This is a genomic window from Novosphingobium sp. GW821-FHT09E05, assembly GCF_059416165.1.
The window spans coordinates 160,605-181,181 of sequence record NZ_JBWKOQ010000003.1; the positions used below are offsets into that span (position 1 = coordinate 160,605).

Here is a 20,577-nt window from a genome sequence, read left to right on the forward strand (position 1 = left end):
GACCCCGGGAGGAGAACCCCATGCGCCGCGCCCTGCTGACACTGTCCTCGCTCATAGGGCTCGTGGCCGTTCCGCTCGCCGCCGATACCGGCAAGAAGAGCGCGGCCACCGAGGCTTGCAAGGGCTGCGAGGCACTGCTCGAGCTCGCGGCCGCCAATCCCCTGCGCAAGGACGACCGCGCACGCGACGCCGCCCGCCATCCTGTCGAGACGCTGAGCTTCTTCCAGGTCGGCCCGCAGTCCAAGGTCGGCGAATATGCGCCGGGCGGGGAATGGTACTCGCGCTTCCTGGGCCTCTATCTCGGCCAGCAGGGGCACCTCGTGGGTCTGTACTTCGATCCCACCCGCGGCGCCTTCAAGGACCAGGACAAGATCCGCAAGGCCGCCGCAGCCTACCCCGCCGACGTCGCCAAGTTCACCGGCATCGATGCCTCGCGCTTCGCCGCCTACACGCTCGACGCAGTGCCCGAGGGCGAGAAGGGCACCTTCGACGTCATCATCATCCCGCGCATGATGCACAACCTGCTGAACTGGAACATCGCCGACAGCGAGGTCGAGGCCATGCGCGGCCTCCTCAAGCCCGGCGGCCTCGTCGGCATCGAACAGCACCGCGCCAAGGCCGACGCACCCTATTCCTACACCGACGGTTCGAAGGGCTACCTGCGCGAGGCCGATGTGATCCGCGTGATGGAAGCGAGCGGCTTCGACCTCGTCGCCAGGTCCGAGATCAACGCCAACCCGAAGGACACTGCGAACTGGCCCGAAGGCGTCTGGACGCTGCCGCCGTCGCTGGCGCTCAAGGAACAGGACAAGGCAAAATACCAGGCCATCGGCGAGAGCGACCGCATGACCCTGCTGTTCCGCAAGCGTGACTGAGGGCGCGAAGTCTGGACTTCCGGCGGTGCAAACCATAACTGGGGCGGCATGACCCAGATCACCGTCGCCGCCCTGCAACTCGCCCTCGGTTCCGCCGACGAGGGCGAGAACATCGCCGCCGTTTCCGCGCTCGTCGAGGAAGCGGCGGGCAAGGGCGCGCAGATCGTGCTGCCGCCCGAACTGTTCTCCGGCCCCTATTTCTGCAAGGTCGAGGACGAGGCCCTGTTCGCGCTTGCCCGGCCAACCGCCGAGCATCCCTCGGTGATCGCCATGAAGGCGCTGGCGGCGAAGCTGAAGGTCGCGATCCCGACCAGCTTCTTCGAGCGCGACGGCCACCACTACTACAACACCCTCGCCATGATCGACGCCGAGGGCGAGATCATGGGCACCTACCGCAAGAGCCACATCCCCGACGGCCCCGGCTACGAGGAAAAGTACTACTTCCGCCCCGGCAACGACGGCTTCAAGGTCTGGGACCTGTTCGGGACCCGCATCGGCGTCGGCATCTGCTGGGACCAGTGGTACCCCGAATGCGCGCGCGTCATGGCATTGATGGGCGCGGAGCTGCTGTTCTACCCCACCGCGATCGGCTCCGAGCCCTACGACGCCACGCTCGACACCAGCCGCATGTGGCGCCGCGCGATGGTCGGTCACGCGGTCTCCAACTGCATGCCGGTGATCGCCGCTAACCGCATCGGCGCCGAGACCGAATGCGGCAGCGAGCAGGCCTTCTACGGTCACTCCTTCATCACCGACGAATGGGGCGACTATCTCGCCGAGTTCGGCCGCGATGAAACCGGCGTCCTCGTATCCACGCTGGACCTCGAGCGCGCGGCGCGCCACCGTGCCGGCATGGGCTTCTTCCGCGACCGCCGCCCGCAGCTCTACACCCGTATCGCGCAGGATATCTGAGCTTGGCGAAGCACCGCTACCTCGTGGCGCTGGGCTCGAACATGCGGCATCCGCGCCACGGCACCCCGCGCCGCGTCCTCGCCGCCGCGCTCGAGGCGCTCGACCACGGCAAGCTCCACGTCCTAGCCGCCTCGCGCGTGATCGAGACCGTCCCCATGGGCCCCTCCCGCCGCCGCTACGCCAACGCTGTCGCCCTCGTCCGCTCGAAGCGCGACCCCGAAGAACTGCTGGAGAAACTGCAGAAGATCGAACACCGCTTCGGCCGCCGCCGCACCGGCCGCGCCTGGGGCGCCCGCGTGCTGGACCTCGACATCGTCCTGTGGAACGGTGGGGCCTTCGCCAGCGACGAGACCGACCTCGTGATCCCCCACCCGTCCTTCCGCGCCCGCCGCTTCGTCCTCGACCCCGCCGCGACGATCGCCGGCCGCTGGCGCGATCCCCTGACCGGCCTGAGCATCCAACACCTGCGAGCCCGCTTGACCAAGCCGCGCTGCGCCCCTAGGTGACCCCCACCTGCACCGCCCAGCGGTCTCGGGGGCCCTTAGCTCAGTCGGTAGAGCAACTGACTTTTAATCAGTAGGTCGCTGGTTCGAACCCAGCAGGGCTCACCATGGTTTCCAACGGTTTTTGGAACTGGTGAACGGGACGCGGGAAGTGCGTCCCACGGTATTCCCCTTTTTTTGCCGACTTTTGGAGGCTGATGCGTGTCAGCACTCGACGAGGGCTTCGCGCTTGTCGGTCGTCCCATGGCAGATTTGATGACCCGATCACCCTGCTGCGGGGTCACATTCGCACGCCGCTCCACAGCTTCAGATCACCTCCTCCCATGACTGAACGAAACCGTCAGTGGCAGTAATTTCGAAGCGCTGATTTAGCCGGGGCCGGAAGCGAAGCGTCTTGCCCCAGTGCGACAGGCCTTCAATGTCGTTACGGTCGACGAACAGGACGATGTTGCGCCCGGTAGTCTTGCACGTCCTCGTATAAATAATCCCATCGGGCGCATCGTCGCCGACCCTGAAAACTCGGCGAAAATATTCGGTGACGATCTGGGCGGGGACGTAATCGATATGCCCGCGGCCATCCCGCGCCGTCACGCGCGCAAGGCCTCATGCAGCGGTGTTTCTGAGTTAGGCGCGCCTTAGAAGACGGCGATTCCGGCGGGATTTATCCTACCCGCGGGCGGGCCATTGTCGCTTTCCGGGGGGAAGGCGAGATCTGCGGCCTTACGATGCCAAGGCATGCCGTCTTTGACTGCACGTGCCCGGTAGATGCGGGTCTTTGTAGCGAGCCTGTGGATGAGGCTGGCTGAGGTGACAGCTTGCCCGAGCAGGTCGAACATCGCAGTTGCCGGGACGAACGGATCGCCTTGAAGGTCCCGGCTCCCGCGGGAACGCTCGTCTTCTCGCAGGAAATGAAGCGTGAACTATGCTTCACATAGCGGCTGAAGCTTTCCCAACTCTCGCTGAGCTGCCATCATCGAAACCTTCGCCCGCTGGTGCCACCGGCGCGCACCACCGGCGCCAGCATTCTCGGCCGGGAGATACGCGCCATGATCCGGTATGGTTCACCCCGCACGACGGTCGCGGTCGCTGCGTCCCGGCTGATGACCCAGGCGTGCCCATCCCGAAATTGAGCCGGGCGCAGGGCACAGCGGCCAGCAAAACCTACGTCGCTCGCAATCTGACACCACAAGAAATCACGTTGATCCGGCTAGTAGCGGGACTTCGAACCGGAAGCGTTTACCCGCCAGAACCGTCCCACAGCCCTTTTATCCATAGACCAGCGCATGGGGCCGGCGGCTTCCTGCACTGGAGGCTTTCGTAGGCAAGCGCCCGAAACCCTTCACATTTCCCGCCCTTAAATGCTTATCCAGAAATGTCCGCTCCGAGGGGAGCGGGCATTTGACCATGACTCGCGAGACCGAGCAGCGGCGACCTGATTGCAATTGTCTTGCGCTCGGTTCCTTGTTTTTCTGTCAGGGTGTCGGTGGCCGGCTGATCGTGTCTTCCGCAGTTTCCATGCGCCCGCTCAAGCGGCGTAGGAAGCCGCTAGCCGGATCAACCACCTCAAGATCATACCAATAGCCTGAACCCTTTGCAAAGTAGGGGCGAATTGCCTTGGCGTCACGTGGGGCGACTACATGCCTGTCAGACTGCTTCGACAACAGATCACGGCACTCTAGCGAAATCTGCTGCCCGCCCGCGTTCTCGATGTGTAGGATCATCGCCTTGTCCTTTGGCGTCGGGTGGAGCGAGGTGGAGAGGCCGGATCTCGTGTCGCCGGCCAGTTCGCGAAACCAGCCGTTCGGACCGCGGACCTGCAGATGGTATTCGGAACCCGGCCATGTACCGCGCAATTCCTTGCCCGGTTCCACCGTGTAGTGCCGCGGCGGCAGGTCCAGTTTCTCTAGGTCATGAACTTGGTAAACGATCGCCGCAGCACCTTCGTTGCAGAACCTAAGTTCCATGCCAGAGGCCGACGGCACTTCCTTGATCGAGGGCGCGTAAGGCAAGGCGCGCGAGCGTCTGATGCCGGGCTCTTGGTAGAGCGCCTGCCCTAGCACGGGGGGCGTTGGTTTGGGCAGGCGCAGCGCCGCTTTGACGCGGGCGATGGCGTCGCTGGTGTCGGGCAGGACGGGCTTACCGGCGACCGGCTTGGAGAAATCGAAAGCGCTCGTCAGGTCGCCGCACACCGCGCGGCGCCAGGGGGTGATGTTGGGCTCCATCACCCCGAACCGCTGTTCGAGGAAACGGATCACCGAGGTATGGTCGAATACCTGTGAGTTGACCCAGCCGCCGGTGCTCCACGGCGATACAACCGTCATCGGCACGCGCACGCTCAGGCCATAGGCCAGGCCGTCGGTGTGGATGTCGTCCCTGAAGTCCACCGTCGAATCGCCCGCGCGGCTGCCGTCGGGATTGAGCGCTGGTGGTGCCGGGGGGGTGACGTGATCGAAGAAGCCGTCGTTCTCGTCGAAGTTGAGGAACAGCACGGTGCGGGCCCAGACCTTGGGATCGGCGGTCAGGGCATCGAGCACCTGCGACGTGAAGTCTGCCCCCTCGACCGGGCTGGAGCCTTCGGGATGCTCGCTGGCGCTTTGCGGCGAGGCGATCCAGATCACCTGCGGCAGGCGGCCCGCCAGCGCATCGGCCTTGAGGTCCTCGATGGTGGCGCGGGCCATCGCCTTATCGTGGAGTGGTTCTCCCGGCTTGGCGTCGTTGTAGGCCTTGAAGGCGACGGCCGGGTTGGTCAGGCCCCAGAAGTTGTCTGTGGGATCCTGGTAGACCTTCCAGCTGATCCCGGCCTTCTCCAGCCGTTCCGGATAGGTGGTGTAGGTGTAGCGCGGGCCCTTGCCGTAGTTGGTGAGGTCGATCTTGTAGCGATCAGCCTGAACCTTCATTTCCGGCGTCAGCACCGCCTTGTAGTCCATCGCCACGCCCGAGGTGTTCTCGGTCACCGGGCCGCCGCCCTTGCCCTTCGGGTCGTTGCCGCCGGCCCAGACGAACAGGCGGTTAGGATTGGTCTGCCCGTGGACCGAACAGTGATAGGCGTCGCAGATTGTGAAGGCTTCGGCCAGCGCGTACTGGAACGGGATGTCGGCGCGCCGGTAGTGACCCATGGTGAGCGGGGTCTTCCAGGCGATCCAGTCGTCCCAGCGCCCCCCGCGCGACGCCCCGGTGGCGTCTTTCCAGCTATGCGGAAGGTCCGCCACCTTGAGCGCCGCGGTCGTGCGCGAGTCGAGGTGGAAGGGCGGGATCGACTGGCCCTCCTTGTCGCGCTGGTCCCACACCAGTCGCTTGCCCGGCTCGCTGCCGCCGGGGAGCGGCACCGGATGCGGATCGGCAAACCCCTGAACCCCGCGCATCGATCCGTAGTAGTGATCGAACGAGCGGTTCTCCTGCATCAGGATGACGACGTGCTCGACATCCATGATCGTGCCGGTGCGGCGGTCGGCGGGGATGGCGAGGGCGCGGGCGATGCTGGGAGGCAGCATCGATCCGGCCACGGCGACCCCGGCTCCCTGGAGGAAGCGGCGGCGGCTGGGCGTGCTGGGCATGGCTGCCTCAGAAGTCCTGCTGGAAGCGGACGCCGGCGATGCGCGGTTCGCCCCGGATGGCGGTCGGCAGGCCAAACGACTTGCCGGTGTTGCCGAGGTCGAGCAGTAAGTCCTTGTCGAACAGGTTGTTGACGTAGCCTTCCACGCTCCAGCCGGCGCGCTCGTCGCCGATACCCACGCCGATGTTCGTCGTCGCGTAGCCCTTCTGGCTCTCGTAGGGCTTGTTGTCGGCATTGAAGAAGGTCTTGGACTGGCAGAACTGCGTCAGGCGAACGTGGCCGACGATTGCGTCGCTTAGCGAATGCTCGTAGTTCACGGCCAGCGAGGCCTTGTGGTGAGGCGACAGGCGGAACTGGTTACCCGAGTAGTCGGCGCCGCCCGCCGTCACGTAGTAGGTGTAACCGCTGTCGTTGTAGGCATAGCTGGCGATCACATCGAGGCCGGGCAGTACGGGGCCGCGCACCGAGGCTTCGACACCCTTGCCGCTCGCCTTGCCCGCGTTGTTGATGGTGCCCAGCACCGTTGACGTGTCGCGCACCTGCAGATTGGTGTAGTCGTACTTGTAGAGCGTGAGATCGGCGTTGATGCGGCCGATCTTGGCCTTGATACCGCCTTCGTAGTTCATCACCTTTTCCGGCTTCACGATGTTCCAGGTCGCCACCGGTTGCACCACCTTGGTGCTGAACGAGGCATCGACCACGCCCGAACGCGTGCCGCGCGCCACGCCGAAGTAGATGTTGAGGTCGGGCGTGATCTTGAACGAGATGGCACCGCGCGGCGTCCAGAAGCCGAACTTCTGGTTTTTCGACGATACGTTGCCGCCGCTGTTGCCGAAGATGCCGGCAGGCTGCGCGACACCGGCGATGCCGCCCGCGGTGGTCTGTGCCGCCGAGGCGTACGTGGTGGCATCGTCATGCGTGTAGCGCAGGCCTAGGTCGAGCGTCAGCCGGTCGAAGAACGTCTTCGAGGCGTTGACGTAGCCCGACAGGCTGGTGCGGTCGTTGAGGCGCGTGATGCCGCTGTAGTTGAGCGACGTCACCGGCAGGCCCATGTAGCTGGTCGCGGCGACGATCGGCTTGTTCGGCGCGGTGATCGAGGGGAAGCTGCCAAGCAGGTACTGCTCGTTGACGCCCAGCGCGATCGTGTCGTCCACCTTCTCGTGCCACCAGCTGCCGCCGGCGATCACGGTGAAGCTGGGGTCGGGCGACCACGTCAGGCGCGCTTCTTCGCTGTACTGCTTCTGCAGCGTGTTCTGGTCGCCGATGATGTAGGCGTAGGCGGTGCCGTCGCCGTCCCACCGCTCGGCCGCCTTGACGCGGCGGAAGCCGGTGAAGGAACGCAAGGCAAGGCTGTCCGACAGCTCGATCTGGTTGTCCCAGGTGACGCCGAACACGGTGCGGTCGATGCCCTGGTCGGGCCGGTCCTGCGCGGCGGCGGTGAAGGGGCTGGTGTCGCCGCCTTCCGGGGCCAACACGATCGACTTGAACTGCGTCGCGTCGGGGTGATCCTCCTGATAGGTGAAGATCAGGTCCGAGGTGATCCGCTCGGTCGGCGTGAAGCGGATCGTGCCGCGGCCGTAGAACGTATCGATGCTGTTGAGCTTGCCGCCGGGGATGGCGAGGTTGCGCACCGTGCCGTCGCGGTTCTTGATGCGCACGGCGGCGCGCACCGCCAGCTTGTCGTCCACGATCGGCGCGTTGACGACGCCGGTGACGTTGAACAGGTCGTACGAGCCGACTTCGGCACTGACCGAAGCGGAGAAGTCATTGGTCGGGCGGCGGCTTTCCACCGAAAGCACGCCGATCACCGAGCCGCGCCCGAACAGCGTGCCCTGCGGCCCGCGGATCACCTGGACGTTGGCGACGTCGAGCAGTTCGGAAATCGCCCCGCCCTGGCGGCTGTTGTCGATGCCGTCCACGAAGACCGAGATGGTCGGCTCGGACACCGGGCTGGAGTCGTCGGCGGTGATGCCGCGCAGATTGAAGCCCGAACGCTGGACGCTCTGCTCCTGCACCAAGAACCCGGGCGTATAGAGCGAAAGCTCGCCCATGCCCTGGATCCTGAAGGTTTCGAGCAGCTTGCCCGACAGCGCGGTGACCGGCACCGGCACGTCGACGAGGCGCTGTTCGCGCTGCTGCGCGGTAACGACGATCTCGCCCTGGGCTTCGGCGGCGGAGCCGGCGCCCTCGGCAGCGGTGGCAGCGGCGTCGGCAGTCGCCACCGGCATCGCCGATTGCGCGTGGGCGCCATGGGAAAACAGAAGTACAGCTGACGCGGCACTGGACATGAGTGCCATCTTCATTGGTTTAATGCGCATTTCGAAACTCCCCGAGAACCTGATGAGCGGCATCTAGGAGACTAATGTACAACTTTTGTGACAGATCGAGACAAATGTGCAGGATTTCGGCAAGTGGCTGAAATCGCGAATATATTGTGTATTTCTGATTTCGCGGCGCCGTTACCAACTCGTCACAAGAACTGGGCCGGCGATCGAAAAACAAATGTTCAGGATTTTGCGAGCAGTCTGCGGCCCGCGATTCGGGCCATGGCCCCAAGCTCGTAGAGCTCGTCGATGTCCTCTACGGCTACCGAAACCATGAGCCCCATGGACGCCCACAGTGCGTGCGAGGCGGCGCGCATGCGCGTCACTTGCTCGCGCGCGGCCTTGTCGAGCCCGGCGTAAGTGATCGTACCGCGCTGCTGCCGGATCGCGAGGCCGAGCGAAGGATCGGCGAGCCCGCGTGCCGCCGCCATCGATATCTCGACCATGCCCCGGCTCGCCAGTTTCTCCACTCCGGTCGGTTGGCGGATGCGAAACCGCTCCACCGCGTCGATGACCTGGGGCGCCTCGGCGGGCGCGCCCGTGAAGCCCGCGTTGACCTTCTCGAACACGCGCACGATGCCGCTGAACGACAGGTCGGTGATCGATTTGAAGTGATAGGTGGTCAACGCCAGCGAGACGCCGGCCCGGTCCGCCACCGCGCGGTTGGTGATCGCCGAAAGCCCGTCCGCTTCGATGATGGAGGCGGCGGCATCGACGATGCGGGCCCGGCTCTCCGCGCCGCGTCCTTTTGGCGCGGCCTCCTCGCTGGACGGCGTGCTGCCGGGGTCGGCGAAGAAGCGTTTGGCGAGCGCCTTCATCGCCGGCGGTTCGGGTGGGCTGTGCTGCCCGGTCAGCAGCAGCGCGGCTTCGAGGAAGCCGGCGCGCGCGAGGTGGAGATAGCTGGCGGATGCTGCGCAGCTGATCGCGAAGCTGCTTTCGGACAAAAGGTGCAGCCCCAGCACGTCCATCGCCAGCGGATCGATGCCGGCGGCCGCACCCGCGCGGCGCAGCGCGTCGCGGCGAGCGACCAGCCACTCGCGGCACAGCGGCGCGAATTGCTGCGAGGCGGGGGCGCAGAGCAGGAGCTCGAGCAGCACCAGCATCTGCGTGCGGCGCAGGCCTCCCGCTTCCTCGCAGGCGACCCACAGGAACGAGGGCAGGATATCGCCCGGCACCTGCATCGCGGCGCATTCGGCGACAATGGCGCCGAGCCTGTCGATATCGCTGCGCACCACTTCGGCGAAGCAGGCCGCAATGAGCGCGTCCTTGTTGCCGAACTGGCTGGAGATCGCCGCGAGTCCGACACCGCACCGGCCCGCGACATCGCGCAGGGTCGCGCCGCGAATGCCGCTGGACGCCAGGAGGCCGATCGCCTCGTCCAGGATCCGCTGGCGCAGGTCGGTTTCGGTGGGCGTGACGGGAGAAGACGCTGAGGCCATGATCGCACGCTTAAAGGATGGGCCGCGATACCGCCAGCGAGGGATCGCGCGGAAGTATCGACCGGTCGGAACGATGGAGCAGGGTGATGGCGACGCCCAGCAGTCCGGCGAGGCAAGATGGCAGCGCGTAGACCAGCCGCACCGCTTCGAGCGCCGCGGAATCGTTGGGACCTGTCGCACTGAAACCCGCCATGGCGACGGTCCACAGCACCGCGCCGATGCCCAGCCCCGCCGCCAGCTTCAAAGTGACGTTGAACAGGGCGTAGTAGCTGCCCGACCGGCTGGCGCCGTCGCCCTGTCCATCGCGCCCGGCGATGTCGGCCACCAAGGCTCGCAGCAGCATGTAGTCGGCGCCCCACGACAGGCTGCGCAGGCACAGGAAGCCGCCCAACAGCCAGACGTTTCCGGCCGGAAGCAGGAGCGCGACCGGCGCCAACACGGCATTCCACGCGAAGACCAGCACCAGCGTGCTCTGCTTGCCCAGCCGGCGGCTGACCGCGAGCCACCCCGGCAGGGCCATGAGTGCGACCAGCGCCTGGATCAACATCAGCAATCCGGCCACGCGGTCGAGCCCGATGACCCGCTCCACGAAGAACACGAAGGTGCCGGCCCCGGATGCGTCCGCGACGCCGACCAGGGCATATAGGACGAGGACCTTGACCAGCGCGGGGTCGGCAAGGATGGCGCCGAATTGCCGAAACGGGCTGGGGGTGCGCCGCGAGGCGCCATGATCGATGCCCGGTTCGGGAATCGCATAAAGCACCAGCAGCACCGACACCGGTGCCAGCAAGATGACAATCCAGCCCATCGCCGCCATCTGTCCGGCGCGGTCGGCAAGCGCCAGGCGCTCCAGCATCGCCGGCAGCAGGATGATCAGGGGTATCCCGGCGGCCGCGAACCACACTTTCGCGCCCATGATCCTCGTTCGCTCGTGGTAGTCGTCCGACAGTTCAAGGCCCCAGCCGCCATGGGGCACGACCATCAGCGTGTAGCCCAGGTGCATAACCGCGCACCACATGGCGATGGTCGCGATGCCGGTGCCGGGACTGGCGAGGAACACGTGCCAGGTGCCCGTGACGATCAGCGGCAGGCTGGCCACCATCCACGGGCGGCGCAGGCCGAAGCGGGTCGGGAAACGATCGCTTGCCCAGCCGACGAGGGGATCGGCGACCATGTCGAACAGCCGGATCCACATCATCAGCGCGCCGGTTGCGGCAAGGCCCAGCCCGACGGTCTCGGAGAAAAACGGCGGCAGGAACATCCGCCAGGGCAATTCGATGGCCTGGAACACCAGTACCGGCGACGAGAAGATGCCGAGCTTCACCCAGCCGAGACGACTGATCGGTTCGTCTGGCACCTGCGACCCTCGTTATGGAACCGCACCGTGCGATTCCCCTCGCCACGTCTCTTGCCCAGAGTGATGACATCGGCATGACCATGGACGCCGCGCGAAGCCGACCACACTGTCGTGGAGAAGTAGGCAGCGATTTCACATAGGCACGAACTTATCGCGTTGCTTGCCAGTGCTTATCGTTCAATATCAGACGCGCCCACTCAAAGCGCGCGCGATATCGAGCGACTGTCGAATCAGGGGCATGCGCTTGCGTTCCGTGCGCACGGCCAGATAGCCCTTCACATCGATAAGCGAAGACGACGTTTCCAATGGGAGAACCCTTATCCTTTCGTCGGGCGGGCATTCCTTGGCGAACATCAGGCTTATGCCAAGGCCATGGGCGACCGCCTCGCGGATCATCTCGCGAGTATGGAGCTCCATCGTCCGGCCCGGAGCGATCCCAGCGTCCGCGAGCAGGCGGTTCATTGCTGCCAGGGTCCTGGAAGTGGCTTCACGCACAAGTACGACTTCCTGGCTGATACGCTCGAGCGGCAACGTGCGAGCGTTGCCGTCCGGCCAGGCGGCAGGCACGATGGCGACCAGCCTGTCCTGATATAGCGGGGCATAAGTGTAGTCGTTCTGCACAGGCGGCTCGCATATGATCCCGATGTCCACCTGGGCTTTGAGAAGCAACTCGTTGGTCTGGACCGCGTTCGCGATCGTGACGCGAAAGTGCGCCCCAGGCACGGCGGCTTGGAACGCTGCCATGAACTCCGCGGCGTAGGGCGGAGAATCGGTGCCGAGGCGCAGCAGCGCGCCGCTGTCGATATCGTCTTCGCCCAGCAACGCCCCGATCTCGTCGGCGATGCCGAACAGGCGCTCCGCCTTTTCGTAGAGCGCGCGGCCGGCGGTGGTGAGGGTCAGCGGCGGGCGCATGCCCTCGATCAGCTTGACCTTGTAGCGGTCCTCCAGTGCTTTGAGCTGCTTGGACAACGTCGGCTGCGAGATGTTCAGGCGGCGCGCAGCCTTGCTGACGCTGCGCTCGGACGCGACTGCGTAGAAGGAACGCAGATGGAGGAAATTGACGCTCACGGACCCTCGGTTCTGGTTTGGGCTGCGCCGTCTATGGTCGCCATTCCCCGGATGCATTGGCCTTGATCGGGCGATCGGCCCAGACCGCATGTGACGCATGATTGTTACAGGACGGTCACAGGCAGACAATGTCGGGTACGAGCATTCAATTCGACGTCGCGGTGATCGGCCGTGGGATAGTGGGGCTGGCCCATGCGCTGGCGGCGGCGCGGGCAGGCAAGAGCGTCGTGGTGATCGACCGCCATGCCCGGGCCACCGGCGCGAGCATCCGCAACTTCGGTTTCGTCACCGTCACAGGGCAGGAACGCCGCGAGATGTGGCCGCTTGCCCGCCGGGCGCGGGATATCTGGGCGCAGGTGGCGCCGCGCGCCCGGATCGGCATCGAGCAGGACGGGCTCGTGCTGCCGGTGCGCAGGCGAGCCGCCGCCGCGGTGCTGGAGTCGTTCATGCAAACCGAGATGGGGGAGGGGTGCAGGCTGCTTTCGGACCGCGAACTGCGCAGGCTGGACACCTCGACGCCGTTTTCCCCCTGCGAGGCGGCTTTGGTGAGCCCACACGAACTGCGGGTCGAGGCGAGGGATGCGATTCCGGCGATTTCGGCGTGGCTCGAACGCGACATGAACGTGACCTTCGCGGCACCTGACGCGGTGTTGCATTGCGAGACGGGGTGCGTGACGACCAGCGGCGGCGCGTACCGCGCCGAGACGGTGTTCATCTGTCCCGGCGACGACCTCAATGCCTTGTTTCCCCACGTCATGGCAAAGCACGAAGTGACCCGCTGCAAGCTGCAGATGATGCGCCTCGCCGCGCCCGGATATCGCCTCGCGCGTCCTGTCATGAGCGACCTCGGCCTCGCGCGCTACGAGGGCTATTCCGCGCTGCCCGAGGCGGCGGCGCTGATGGCGGAGCTTCGCGCCGAGCAAGGCGCGCAGCTCGACGCCGGAGTGCACCTGATCGCGGTGCAGTCGGCGGACGGCTCGCTCGTCGTTGGCGACAGCCACGACTATGGCGATGCGCCCGACCCCTTCCATCACGAAGCGATAGACCGCCTCGTCCTCGACGAGTTCGAGGCCGTGCTTGGCCCCGCCCCGCAGGTCGTCGAGCGCTGGGTCGGCGTCTATGCCTCATCGCCCCGGCAGAACTGGTTCACCCGAGAAGTCGCTCCCGGCGTCCATGTCACCGTCGTGACGTGTGGCGCGGGCATGTCCACGGCCTTCGCTATCGGCGAGCGGGTGGTTGGCGCGGCGATCGACACCCCCATCAAGGAGTTTGCATGATGTCCAACGCCCGTTCGCCTGTCGCCGCCGTCCTGTTCGACTGGGCCGGCACGATGATCGACTTCGGCTCTCGTGCGCCTGTCATGGCGATGGAGCGCGTCTTCGGCGAGGCCGGCGTCGAGGTCGAGGAGCCGGTGATCCGCCGCTACATGGGCAAGGCCAAGCGCGAGCACGTCGTCGCCATGCTCACCGAACCCGCGATCGCCGCGCGCTGGCGGGAGGCCAAGGGCGGCGACTGGGGTGAGGCCGAGGTCGATGCGCTGATGGAGCGGCTGGAGCCCGCGATGCAGGAATGCGCCGCGATCTGCCGCGAACTCATCCCCGGCGCGGCCGAGGCGTTTGCAATGCTGCGGGCACGCGGCATCCGCGTCGGCTCGACCACGGGCTACACCCGCACGATGATGGCGGACATCGTCCCCGCCGCCGCCGATCAGGGCTACACTCCCGAAGTCATCGTCTGCGCGGGCGAGACCGCGCAGGGCCGCCCCGCGCCGCTGATGCTGTGGAAGGCGCTGGTCAAGATGGGCGTGTGGCCCGCCGCCGCCTGCATCGCGGTAGACGACGCGCCGGTGGGCATCGAGGCAGGCCGCCATGCCGGGATGTGGACCGTGGGACTGGCGGGCTCGGGCAATGGCGTCGGTCTCGACCATGCGGCCTTCATGGCCCTTTCGCCCGACGAGCGCGCCGGGCGCATGAAATCCGTCGTTGCCGAGTTCTCTGCGGCCGGGGCCGACTTCGTCATCGAGAGCGTCGCCCGCCTCGACCTCGCCGTCGCCGCCATCGGCAAGGCGCTGGAGCGCGGCGAAGTGCCGGGCGCCGCGCCGACCCGGTTCTTGCCGTGACCACACTGGCGGCGGACCACGCAGGCGCCCGGCCGACTTCGCTGCGGCAGTGGCTTGCGCAGGGGCATCCGTGGGCGCTGGCCCTTTACGGCGGGCTGGCCAGCTTCTCCGCCTATTTCTCGATGTACGCGTTCCGCAAGCCGTTCACGGCGGCGACTTATGCCGATGTGCAGGGCTGGGAAGGCGTGATCGACTTCAAGATCGCGCTCGTGATCGCTCAGGTTGCGGGATATGCGCTGTCCAAACTCATCGGGGTCAAGGTCGTCTCGGAGATGGCGGCGTCCCGGCGCGGGGTCGCGATCGTCGGCCTCGTGGCGTTCTCGTGGGCGGCGCTGGTTCTGTTCGCGGTCCTGCCGACGCAGTGGAAGGTCGGCGCGCTGTTCCTCAACGGCCTGCCGCTGGGCATGATCTGGGGCCTCGTCTTCGGTTATATCGAAGGGCGGCGAACCAGCGAAGTGCTGGCGGCGATCCTGTGTGCGAGCTTCATCGTCTCGTCGGGCGTGGTGAAATCGGTCGGGCTGTGGCTGATGACCGTCGTCCACGTCGGCGAGTTCTGGATGCCCGCCGCGACCGGCCTGCTGTTCTTTCCGCTTCTGCTGGTGTCGGTGATCGGGCTTGCCCAGCTGCCTCCGCCCAGCCCGGAGGAGCAGGCCGAGCGCATGGCCCGCCCGCCGATGCCGGCAGAGGCACGCCGCGCCTTCCTGCGCGAGTACGGTCCCGGCGTGGCGTTGCTGGTGTTCGCCTACGTGCTGTTCACCGCACTGCGCGACCTGCGCGATAACTTCGCCGCCGAGATATGGACCGAGCTTGGCTATGCCGGTGTCTCGGAAGTCTTCACGGCCAGCGAAGTGCCGGTCGCGGTGGTGACGCTCCTGATCCTCGCCAGCCTCGTGCTGGTGCGCGACAACCGCCGCGCGCTGATGGCGGTCCATGCGATCGTGATGGGCGGCGGGCTGCTGATCGGGCTGTCGACGCTGGCCTTCCAGTTCGGGATGGTTTCGCCGCTGGTGTGGATGATCCTCTCGGGCCTCGGTCTCTATCTCGGCTACGCGCCGTTCAACGCCATGCTGTTCGACCGGCTCGTGGCGGCGAGCAGGACGGCGGGGACGGCAGGGTTTCTGATCTACGTCGCCGACGCTTCGGGCTATGCCGGGAGCGTGGCCCTGACGTTGCTGCGCAATGTGCCGGGCGTCACGCTCGACTGGCTGCATTTTTTCATCTGGCTTGCCTATGCATCCTCTGCGATTTGCATAATGATGATGGCTTTGTCGGCGTTATACTTCCGAAAAAAGTTGTCAATAATATAGGTCCCATATTCCTGTCCGGCTTAAAACATCTCTCGTCATGAATATGCATGGCGAGTTTTCCGTTTTCAGAAATGATTCTATTGGGCGTCTATTGCTGCGATGCATCCAATGAATTGGTCTGTTGCCATGCTACCGTGGCAACTCATTTCCCGAGGCTGGCGGACTTGCTGCGCAGCCAGTCATAATCGGGGTGAAGCAATGAACAGGTTCGCAATCATGAAAGTCGCCGCCATCGGCACCAGCCTCGGCGCGATGATTGTCGCCACGGCCGCACAGGCGCAGGGCCTGCCGGCGGACGAGGAGCCCTCGAACGAGATCGTAGTCACCGGCACGATCGTCGCCAGCGAGATGAAGTCGATCGCCGAGCAGCGCCGCGCCGACAACATCGTCAATGTGCTCACCGCCGACGGCATCGGCCGTTTGCCCGACCGCAACGCGGCCGAGGCGGTGCAGCGCCTGCCCGGCGTCTCGATCGAGCGCGACCAGGGCGAGGGCCGCTTCGTCGCGGTGCGCGGCCTGCCCTCCCAGTGGAACTCCACCCTCATCAACGGCAACCGCCTGCCCACCGCCGAGGAGGAGACCACCAGCCGCGCCACCGCGTTCGACTTCTTTCCCTCCGAACTGATCGAGCAGGTCGTCGTCGCCAAGGCCGTCACGCCCGACATGGAAGGGGACGCCATTGGAGGTTCGGTGAATTTCATAACCAAGACCGCGCCTGACGAGCGCACGCTGCAACTGACGGCGGGCGCCAACTACTCCGAGAAAGCCGACAAGGCCGGCTTCCTCGCCACCGCGCTCTACGGCGACCGCATCGGCAAGCTGGGCTTCGTGCTCACCGGCACGTACTACAAGCGCCACTGGGCGACCGACAACTACGAGCCGCGCCGGGGCGGGGACGGCATCGGCATCACCCGCCTGGAGCTGCGTGACTACACCGGCGTGCGCGAAACCACCGGCATCAACGGCGCGGTCGAATATGCTTTCGACGACGGCGGCAAGATCTATGCGCGCGGGACCTACGGCTCGCTGAGCGACGACGAGACGCATTACAAGCACCGCCTTAACTTCGCCTCCAACCGAGTCGAGGTACAGCACATCTTCAACACCCTCATCACCGAACTGTCGGGCGGCGAACTGGGGGGTATTCACATGCTGGGCGGCAGAGGCGCGAAGTTCGACTGGAAAGTCTCGCATTACGAGAACCTGTTCCGCTACGGCGACACGCCCGACGGGCAGGACAACAGCTACTTCGTGGTCCGCTTCGACCAGCGCAATGTCGGCTACCAAGGGCTGGAGAACCGCGGCCCGGGCAACCTCGCCTACAACGAGATCGACGGAGGCACCGATCCCGCGGATGCGATCAGCAACCACCTGCCCTCCAGCTTCCAGATGAACCCCTCGCTCACCCGCCTCGCCAACGTCGAGCTGTACAAGATCCGCGTCAAGGAAACCGACCGCATCGTGCTGGAAGGCAACCTGACCGTCCCGGCGAGCGACACGCTGACCTTCAAGGCCGGCGGCAAGTACCGGGACAAGCTGCGCGACGCGACTTTCGAGGACCTGTTCTATACTTGGAACCCCGCCGCCGGGCCGGTGCCGACGCTCGCGAACTTCCCGCTGATGAACCAGCCGGGGCGCGGCGGCTACCTCGATGAACTGCCGATCGGACAGCAATACGCCGGCCAGTTCTCGCAGGTGGTGAGCGAGCAGAACCTCGTCGACTGGTATCTCGCCAATCGCGGTAATCTTGTACTCGACGAGGCCGGCTCCGCCACGGCCGAGAACGGCGGTGCGTTGGGTCGCACCTTCCGGCTCTACGAGAAGCAGGCAGCTGGCTACGTCATGGGTACCTGGGCGCCCAGCGATGCGTTGACCCTGCTCGGCGGCGTGCGCGTCGAGTACACCAGGACCACGGTGGACGGGCAGGTGCTTGTCAACGGCGGGCTCGAGAATGCCCGCAGCTCGAACGACTACCTCGCCGTCCTGCCTTCGGTCCACGCGACCTGGCACATCAATGGTGACAGCAACCTGCGGGCGGCGCTGACCCGCACTTTCGCCCGCCCGGACTTCGGCGACCTCGCACCCGGCGGCGCGTTCAGCGAGGCGGACCTCGAGTTCTCTGGCGGCAACCCGGACCTCAAGCCGACCTATTCGTGGAACGCCGACGTGCTGTTCGAGCATTATCTCGGCAACGATGGCGTTCTCTCTGCCGGCGCATTTTACAGGCGCATCTCGGACCCGATCTACGACAGCCGCCGCGTTGGCACCTATCGCGGTATCGACGGGGTTACCTTCCTCGCTCCCGCCAACGGTGCGGCGGGCGACCTTTACGGCTTCGAACTGAACGCCCAGACCCGATTGAGCTTCCTGCCGGGCCTCCTCTCGAACTTGGGAGTCAATGCGAACTACACGCTGATCCGCTCGAACTTCACCCTGCCGGACGGGCGCTCGGTCCGCGTCCCGCGCCAGGCGGACAACCTCGCCAACCTCGCCGTCTACTACGACGACGGCCGCTTCTCCACGCGCCTAGCGATGAACTACAAGGGCGCCTACATCGAGGAATACGGCGCGGATGCCGACAGCGACAGCTACTACGGCGCCTACACGAGCCTCGACCTGACGGTGAACTGGAACGCCACCGACCGCGTGACCGTGTTCGGCGAGGCGAGCAACCTCACCGATCAGAAGCTGCACTACTATCTTGGCAACAAGGAGCGCCCGCTCCAGGTCGAATACTACGGTCCGCGCTTCGTGCTGGGCGTCAAGGCCTCCATCTTTTGATGAGCCGGCGTGGGGGTCTGACCGGACCCTCACGCTTTCCCTGGCGCAGCGGATATGGCTAGACGCCTATATGGATATGCGTCGTCGGTCCCGAAATCGTTCTGAGCCTTGAAATCGGCGAATGAACGGGCAGCACGCCAGCCGGAAATGGACGTCGTGCTACACGCAATCAACTGAATGCGCTCAGGCGGTGCGCATCACGCCGATGCCGGGGTCGGTCCGTCCTGCCCGGCTGCTTTCGATCTTCCCCGCGAAGCGGCGGAGGAAGCCTTCCGATCCGTCCACGCGAACTTCGAGGTCGTACCAGTCATCGCTGGCCGTCAGAGTCCACGGATCGACCTTGGAGCTGCGTGGCGGCAAGGTGACTGTGCGTTTGCGCGGCCCCTTGACCGGGTACGCCGCGTCCATGGCGATCCGGAACGTCCGCGGTATATCGGTTTCGTTGACCAGCTTCAGCGCCACGGCGTTCGTCCCGTCCAGGCATAGCACCTCGGCCGAGGCAGCCTCGTTCAACGCCCCTGCATAGCGCCGCCAGTAGCCGTTGGGCCCGCGCAGGGTAAGGTCGTAGCTGTCGAGCGGCCCGGCATCGTGCCACTGTCCGCTCTCGAACCGGTCGCCCGCGCCGATGGTGTAATGCCAGGGCTCCTGGCGGTCGGTGTTGTCGTGGACGGTGAAGGTAACACCGACAGACCCGTCGTTCGCCAGCAGCAGCGTGAGGCGGCCATCCTTGCCGACCTGGCCTTGCGTGGAAAAGCGATAGGGCAGGGGCCGGTGCGGGCGCTGGCCGGGCATCTGGACGGTGGGCCGTTGCCGTCCGGGTATGGCATTGGCGGTCCCGGCGGCAGACCGGGCGACGCGGGCGCGGAAATCGGCGGTGGAGGGCAGCGGCACGGCGCCGGTCCGCGCGCCGCCCGAAAAATCGAACGCGGAGGTCAAGTCGCCGCAGACGGAGCGCCGCCAGTCGCTGATGTTTGTTTCCTTTACCCCGAAGCGCTTTTCCATGAACTGCAGCACGGAGGTATGGTCGAACAGCTGCGAGCAGACATTCCCCCCGCGGGTCCAGGGCGATATGATGACGGTGGGCGTGCGGATACCGAGGCCGACCGGGTGCACCGCGTCGTCCGCCTTGCCGGAGCCGCTATAATCCTTGGCCTCGCCGCCGAGCGGCACGGTGCTGTGGCCACGGTACTTCCCCACGGGCGGCACCGGCGGCGGTACATGGTCGTAGAAGCCGCCGGCCTCGTCGTAACAGAGGATGAAGGCGGTCTTGGCGAACATCTCGGGATTGTCGACCAGCGCGGCGACGAGGCCGGCGGTGACATGTTCGCCTTTAGAGGGTTCCGCAGTGGGATGCTCCGAAAGGTCGGCGGCGGTCACGATCCACGAGATCTGCGGCAGGGTGCCATCTTCAACGTCGCGGCGGAAAGCCTCGACCAACTGCTCGCCGTCGGAGCGCGTGCGGTCGGCGCCGCTCTCGTGTTCGCTGACCCACGACCGGCCCCGCCTGTAGAGTTCGGAATCGCGCGGGCAGGGACGGAAGGCGGGGAAGACCGACAGCAGGTTGTCACCGAAGTTGTCGTATTCCTGGTAGACCTTCCAGCTGACGCCCGCCTTCTGCAGCCGCTCGGCATAAGTGGTCCAGCCGTAGGCGCCGGGGCGCAGCGGCTTATCGGTCGCCATGTCGGCGCTGGGGGTCTCGTCCTCGCCGTAGTTGCGCATTTCGGGATCGCCGCCCGTATTTCCGCCGCCATTGCAGCCGGTGAACAGGTGCATCCGGTTGGGGTAGGTCTGCGTCATCGTCGAGCAGTGGTAGGCGTCGCAGATGGTGAAGGCATCGGCCAGCGCGTAGTAGAACGGCAGGTCGCCCGCGCCGTAGTGGAGCATGCGGTTGTGCAGTTCGCCGGTGTGGCCCCAGCGGTCGCAGCGGCCGTGGTTGAAGATGTGGATGTTCTCGACGTGCGACTGCTCCGCGCCGTCGACCAGGAACGAGCGGCTGGTCTTCGAGTCCCCGTGGAACGGCATGACGAAGCCGTCGGGGTGCTGGATCGATGGCTGTGACCAGACGCTGCGACCACCCGGCAGGCGCAGCGGGCGAGGGTCCCCGAAGCCGCGCACACCGTTGAACATGCCGAAATAATGATCGAACGAGCGGTTCTCCTGCATGTGGACGACGATGTGCTCCACATCCATGATCGAGCCCGAGCGCCGCGCCGGCTCGATCGCCAGCGCCCGGTCGAGCAGGCCCGGCATCATCGCGACGGCCGTTCCCGCGCCGGCGGTACGTGCTGCCATGCGCAGAAAATCGCGGCGATTGGCCTTGTCCATGATTTTAGCTCCGC

General features: G+C 65.8%; 14 protein-coding genes and 1 tRNA gene. 8 read left to right on the top strand and 7 right to left on the bottom strand.

Annotated features, from left to right (window positions below):
* Positions 1-20: 20 nt before the first annotated feature.
* The 4 genes from AC07M9_RS15200 to AC07M9_RS15215 all read left to right on the top strand — a co-directional run bounded on the left by AC07M9_RS15200 (position 21) and on the right by AC07M9_RS15215 (position 2,398).
* The gene (locus tag AC07M9_RS15200) at positions 21-875 is read left to right on the top strand and encodes a class I SAM-dependent methyltransferase (RefSeq protein WP_494884741.1); all 855 of its coding nucleotides are present in this window, start codon (positions 21-23) and stop codon (positions 873-875) included.
* A 48-nt stretch (positions 876-923) separates the two neighbouring features.
* A complete protein-coding gene (gene aguB, locus AC07M9_RS15205) occupies positions 924-1,787 on the top strand; it encodes an N-carbamoylputrescine amidase (protein WP_494884743.1) in 864 nt (287 codons plus the stop codon).
* A gap of 2 nt (positions 1,788-1,789) precedes the next feature.
* Positions 1,790-2,293: a 2-amino-4-hydroxy-6-hydroxymethyldihydropteridine diphosphokinase gene (folK, locus tag AC07M9_RS15210; RefSeq protein WP_494884744.1), complete on the top strand. Its 504-nt coding sequence runs from the start codon at positions 1,790-1,792 to the stop codon at positions 2,291-2,293.
* 29 nt (positions 2,294-2,322) lie between these two features.
* Positions 2,323-2,398: transfer RNA gene (locus AC07M9_RS15215), tRNA-Lys, on the top strand.
* Positions 2,399-2,596: 198 nt separating this feature from the next.
* Here AC07M9_RS15215 and AC07M9_RS15220 read toward each other — a convergent pair.
* The 6 genes from AC07M9_RS15220 to AC07M9_RS15245 all read right to left on the bottom strand — a co-directional run bounded on the left by AC07M9_RS15220 (position 2,597) and on the right by AC07M9_RS15245 (position 12,031).
* Positions 2,597-2,881, bottom strand: coding sequence for a hypothetical protein (locus AC07M9_RS15220; RefSeq protein ID WP_494884746.1), 285 nt, complete (start codon positions 2,879-2,881; stop codon positions 2,597-2,599).
* Positions 2,882-3,762: 881 nt separating this feature from the next.
* Positions 3,763-5,844 (bottom strand): phosphocholine-specific phospholipase C, encoded by a 2,082-nt coding sequence (locus AC07M9_RS15225; RefSeq protein ID WP_494884747.1) that lies wholly within the window; start codon positions 5,842-5,844, stop codon positions 3,763-3,765.
* Between the two features lie 7 nt (positions 5,845-5,851).
* Positions 5,852-8,065, bottom strand: coding sequence for a TonB-dependent receptor (locus AC07M9_RS15230; protein ID WP_494884749.1), 2,214 nt, complete (start codon positions 8,063-8,065; stop codon positions 5,852-5,854).
* Positions 8,066-8,349: 284 nt separating this feature from the next.
* Positions 8,350-9,606, bottom strand: coding sequence for a TetR/AcrR family transcriptional regulator (locus AC07M9_RS15235; RefSeq protein WP_494884751.1), 1,257 nt, complete (start codon positions 9,604-9,606; stop codon positions 8,350-8,352).
* Positions 9,607-9,616: 10 nt separating this feature from the next.
* Complete coding sequence (locus AC07M9_RS15240; RefSeq protein WP_494884753.1) at positions 9,617-10,963, bottom strand: MFS transporter; 1,347 nt, start codon at positions 10,961-10,963, stop codon at positions 9,617-9,619.
* A gap of 183 nt (positions 10,964-11,146) precedes the next feature.
* A complete protein-coding gene (locus AC07M9_RS15245; RefSeq protein ID WP_494884754.1) occupies positions 11,147-12,031 on the bottom strand; it encodes a LysR family transcriptional regulator in 885 nt (294 codons plus the stop codon).
* Between the two features lie 128 nt (positions 12,032-12,159).
* On the opposite strand from AC07M9_RS15245, the gene AC07M9_RS15250 reads away from it, so the two are divergent.
* From AC07M9_RS15250 to AC07M9_RS15265, 4 genes are all read left to right on the top strand, one after another.
* Entirely contained in the window at positions 12,160-13,308 is a 1,149-nt protein-coding gene (locus AC07M9_RS15250) for a TIGR03364 family FAD-dependent oxidoreductase (protein ID WP_494884756.1), read from the top strand.
* Complete coding sequence (gene phnX, locus AC07M9_RS15255) at positions 13,308-14,150, top strand: phosphonoacetaldehyde hydrolase (RefSeq protein ID WP_494884758.1); 843 nt, start codon at positions 13,308-13,310, stop codon at positions 14,148-14,150. The genes AC07M9_RS15250 and phnX overlap by 1 nt, the downstream gene beginning before the upstream one ends.
* Positions 14,147-15,457: a DUF5690 family protein gene (locus AC07M9_RS15260; RefSeq protein WP_494884759.1), complete on the top strand. Its 1,311-nt coding sequence runs from the start codon at positions 14,147-14,149 to the stop codon at positions 15,455-15,457. The genes phnX and AC07M9_RS15260 overlap by 4 nt, the downstream gene beginning before the upstream one ends.
* 198 nt (positions 15,458-15,655) lie before the next feature.
* Complete coding sequence (locus AC07M9_RS15265; protein WP_494884760.1) at positions 15,656-18,238, top strand: TonB-dependent receptor; 2,583 nt, start codon at positions 15,656-15,658, stop codon at positions 18,236-18,238.
* 183 nt (positions 18,239-18,421) lie between these two features.
* Here AC07M9_RS15265 and AC07M9_RS15270 read toward each other — a convergent pair whose 3' ends face one another.
* Positions 18,422-20,563: a phosphocholine-specific phospholipase C gene (locus AC07M9_RS15270; RefSeq protein ID WP_494884761.1), complete on the bottom strand. Its 2,142-nt coding sequence runs from the start codon at positions 20,561-20,563 to the stop codon at positions 18,422-18,424.
* Between the last annotated feature and the right edge of the window lie 14 nt (positions 20,564-20,577).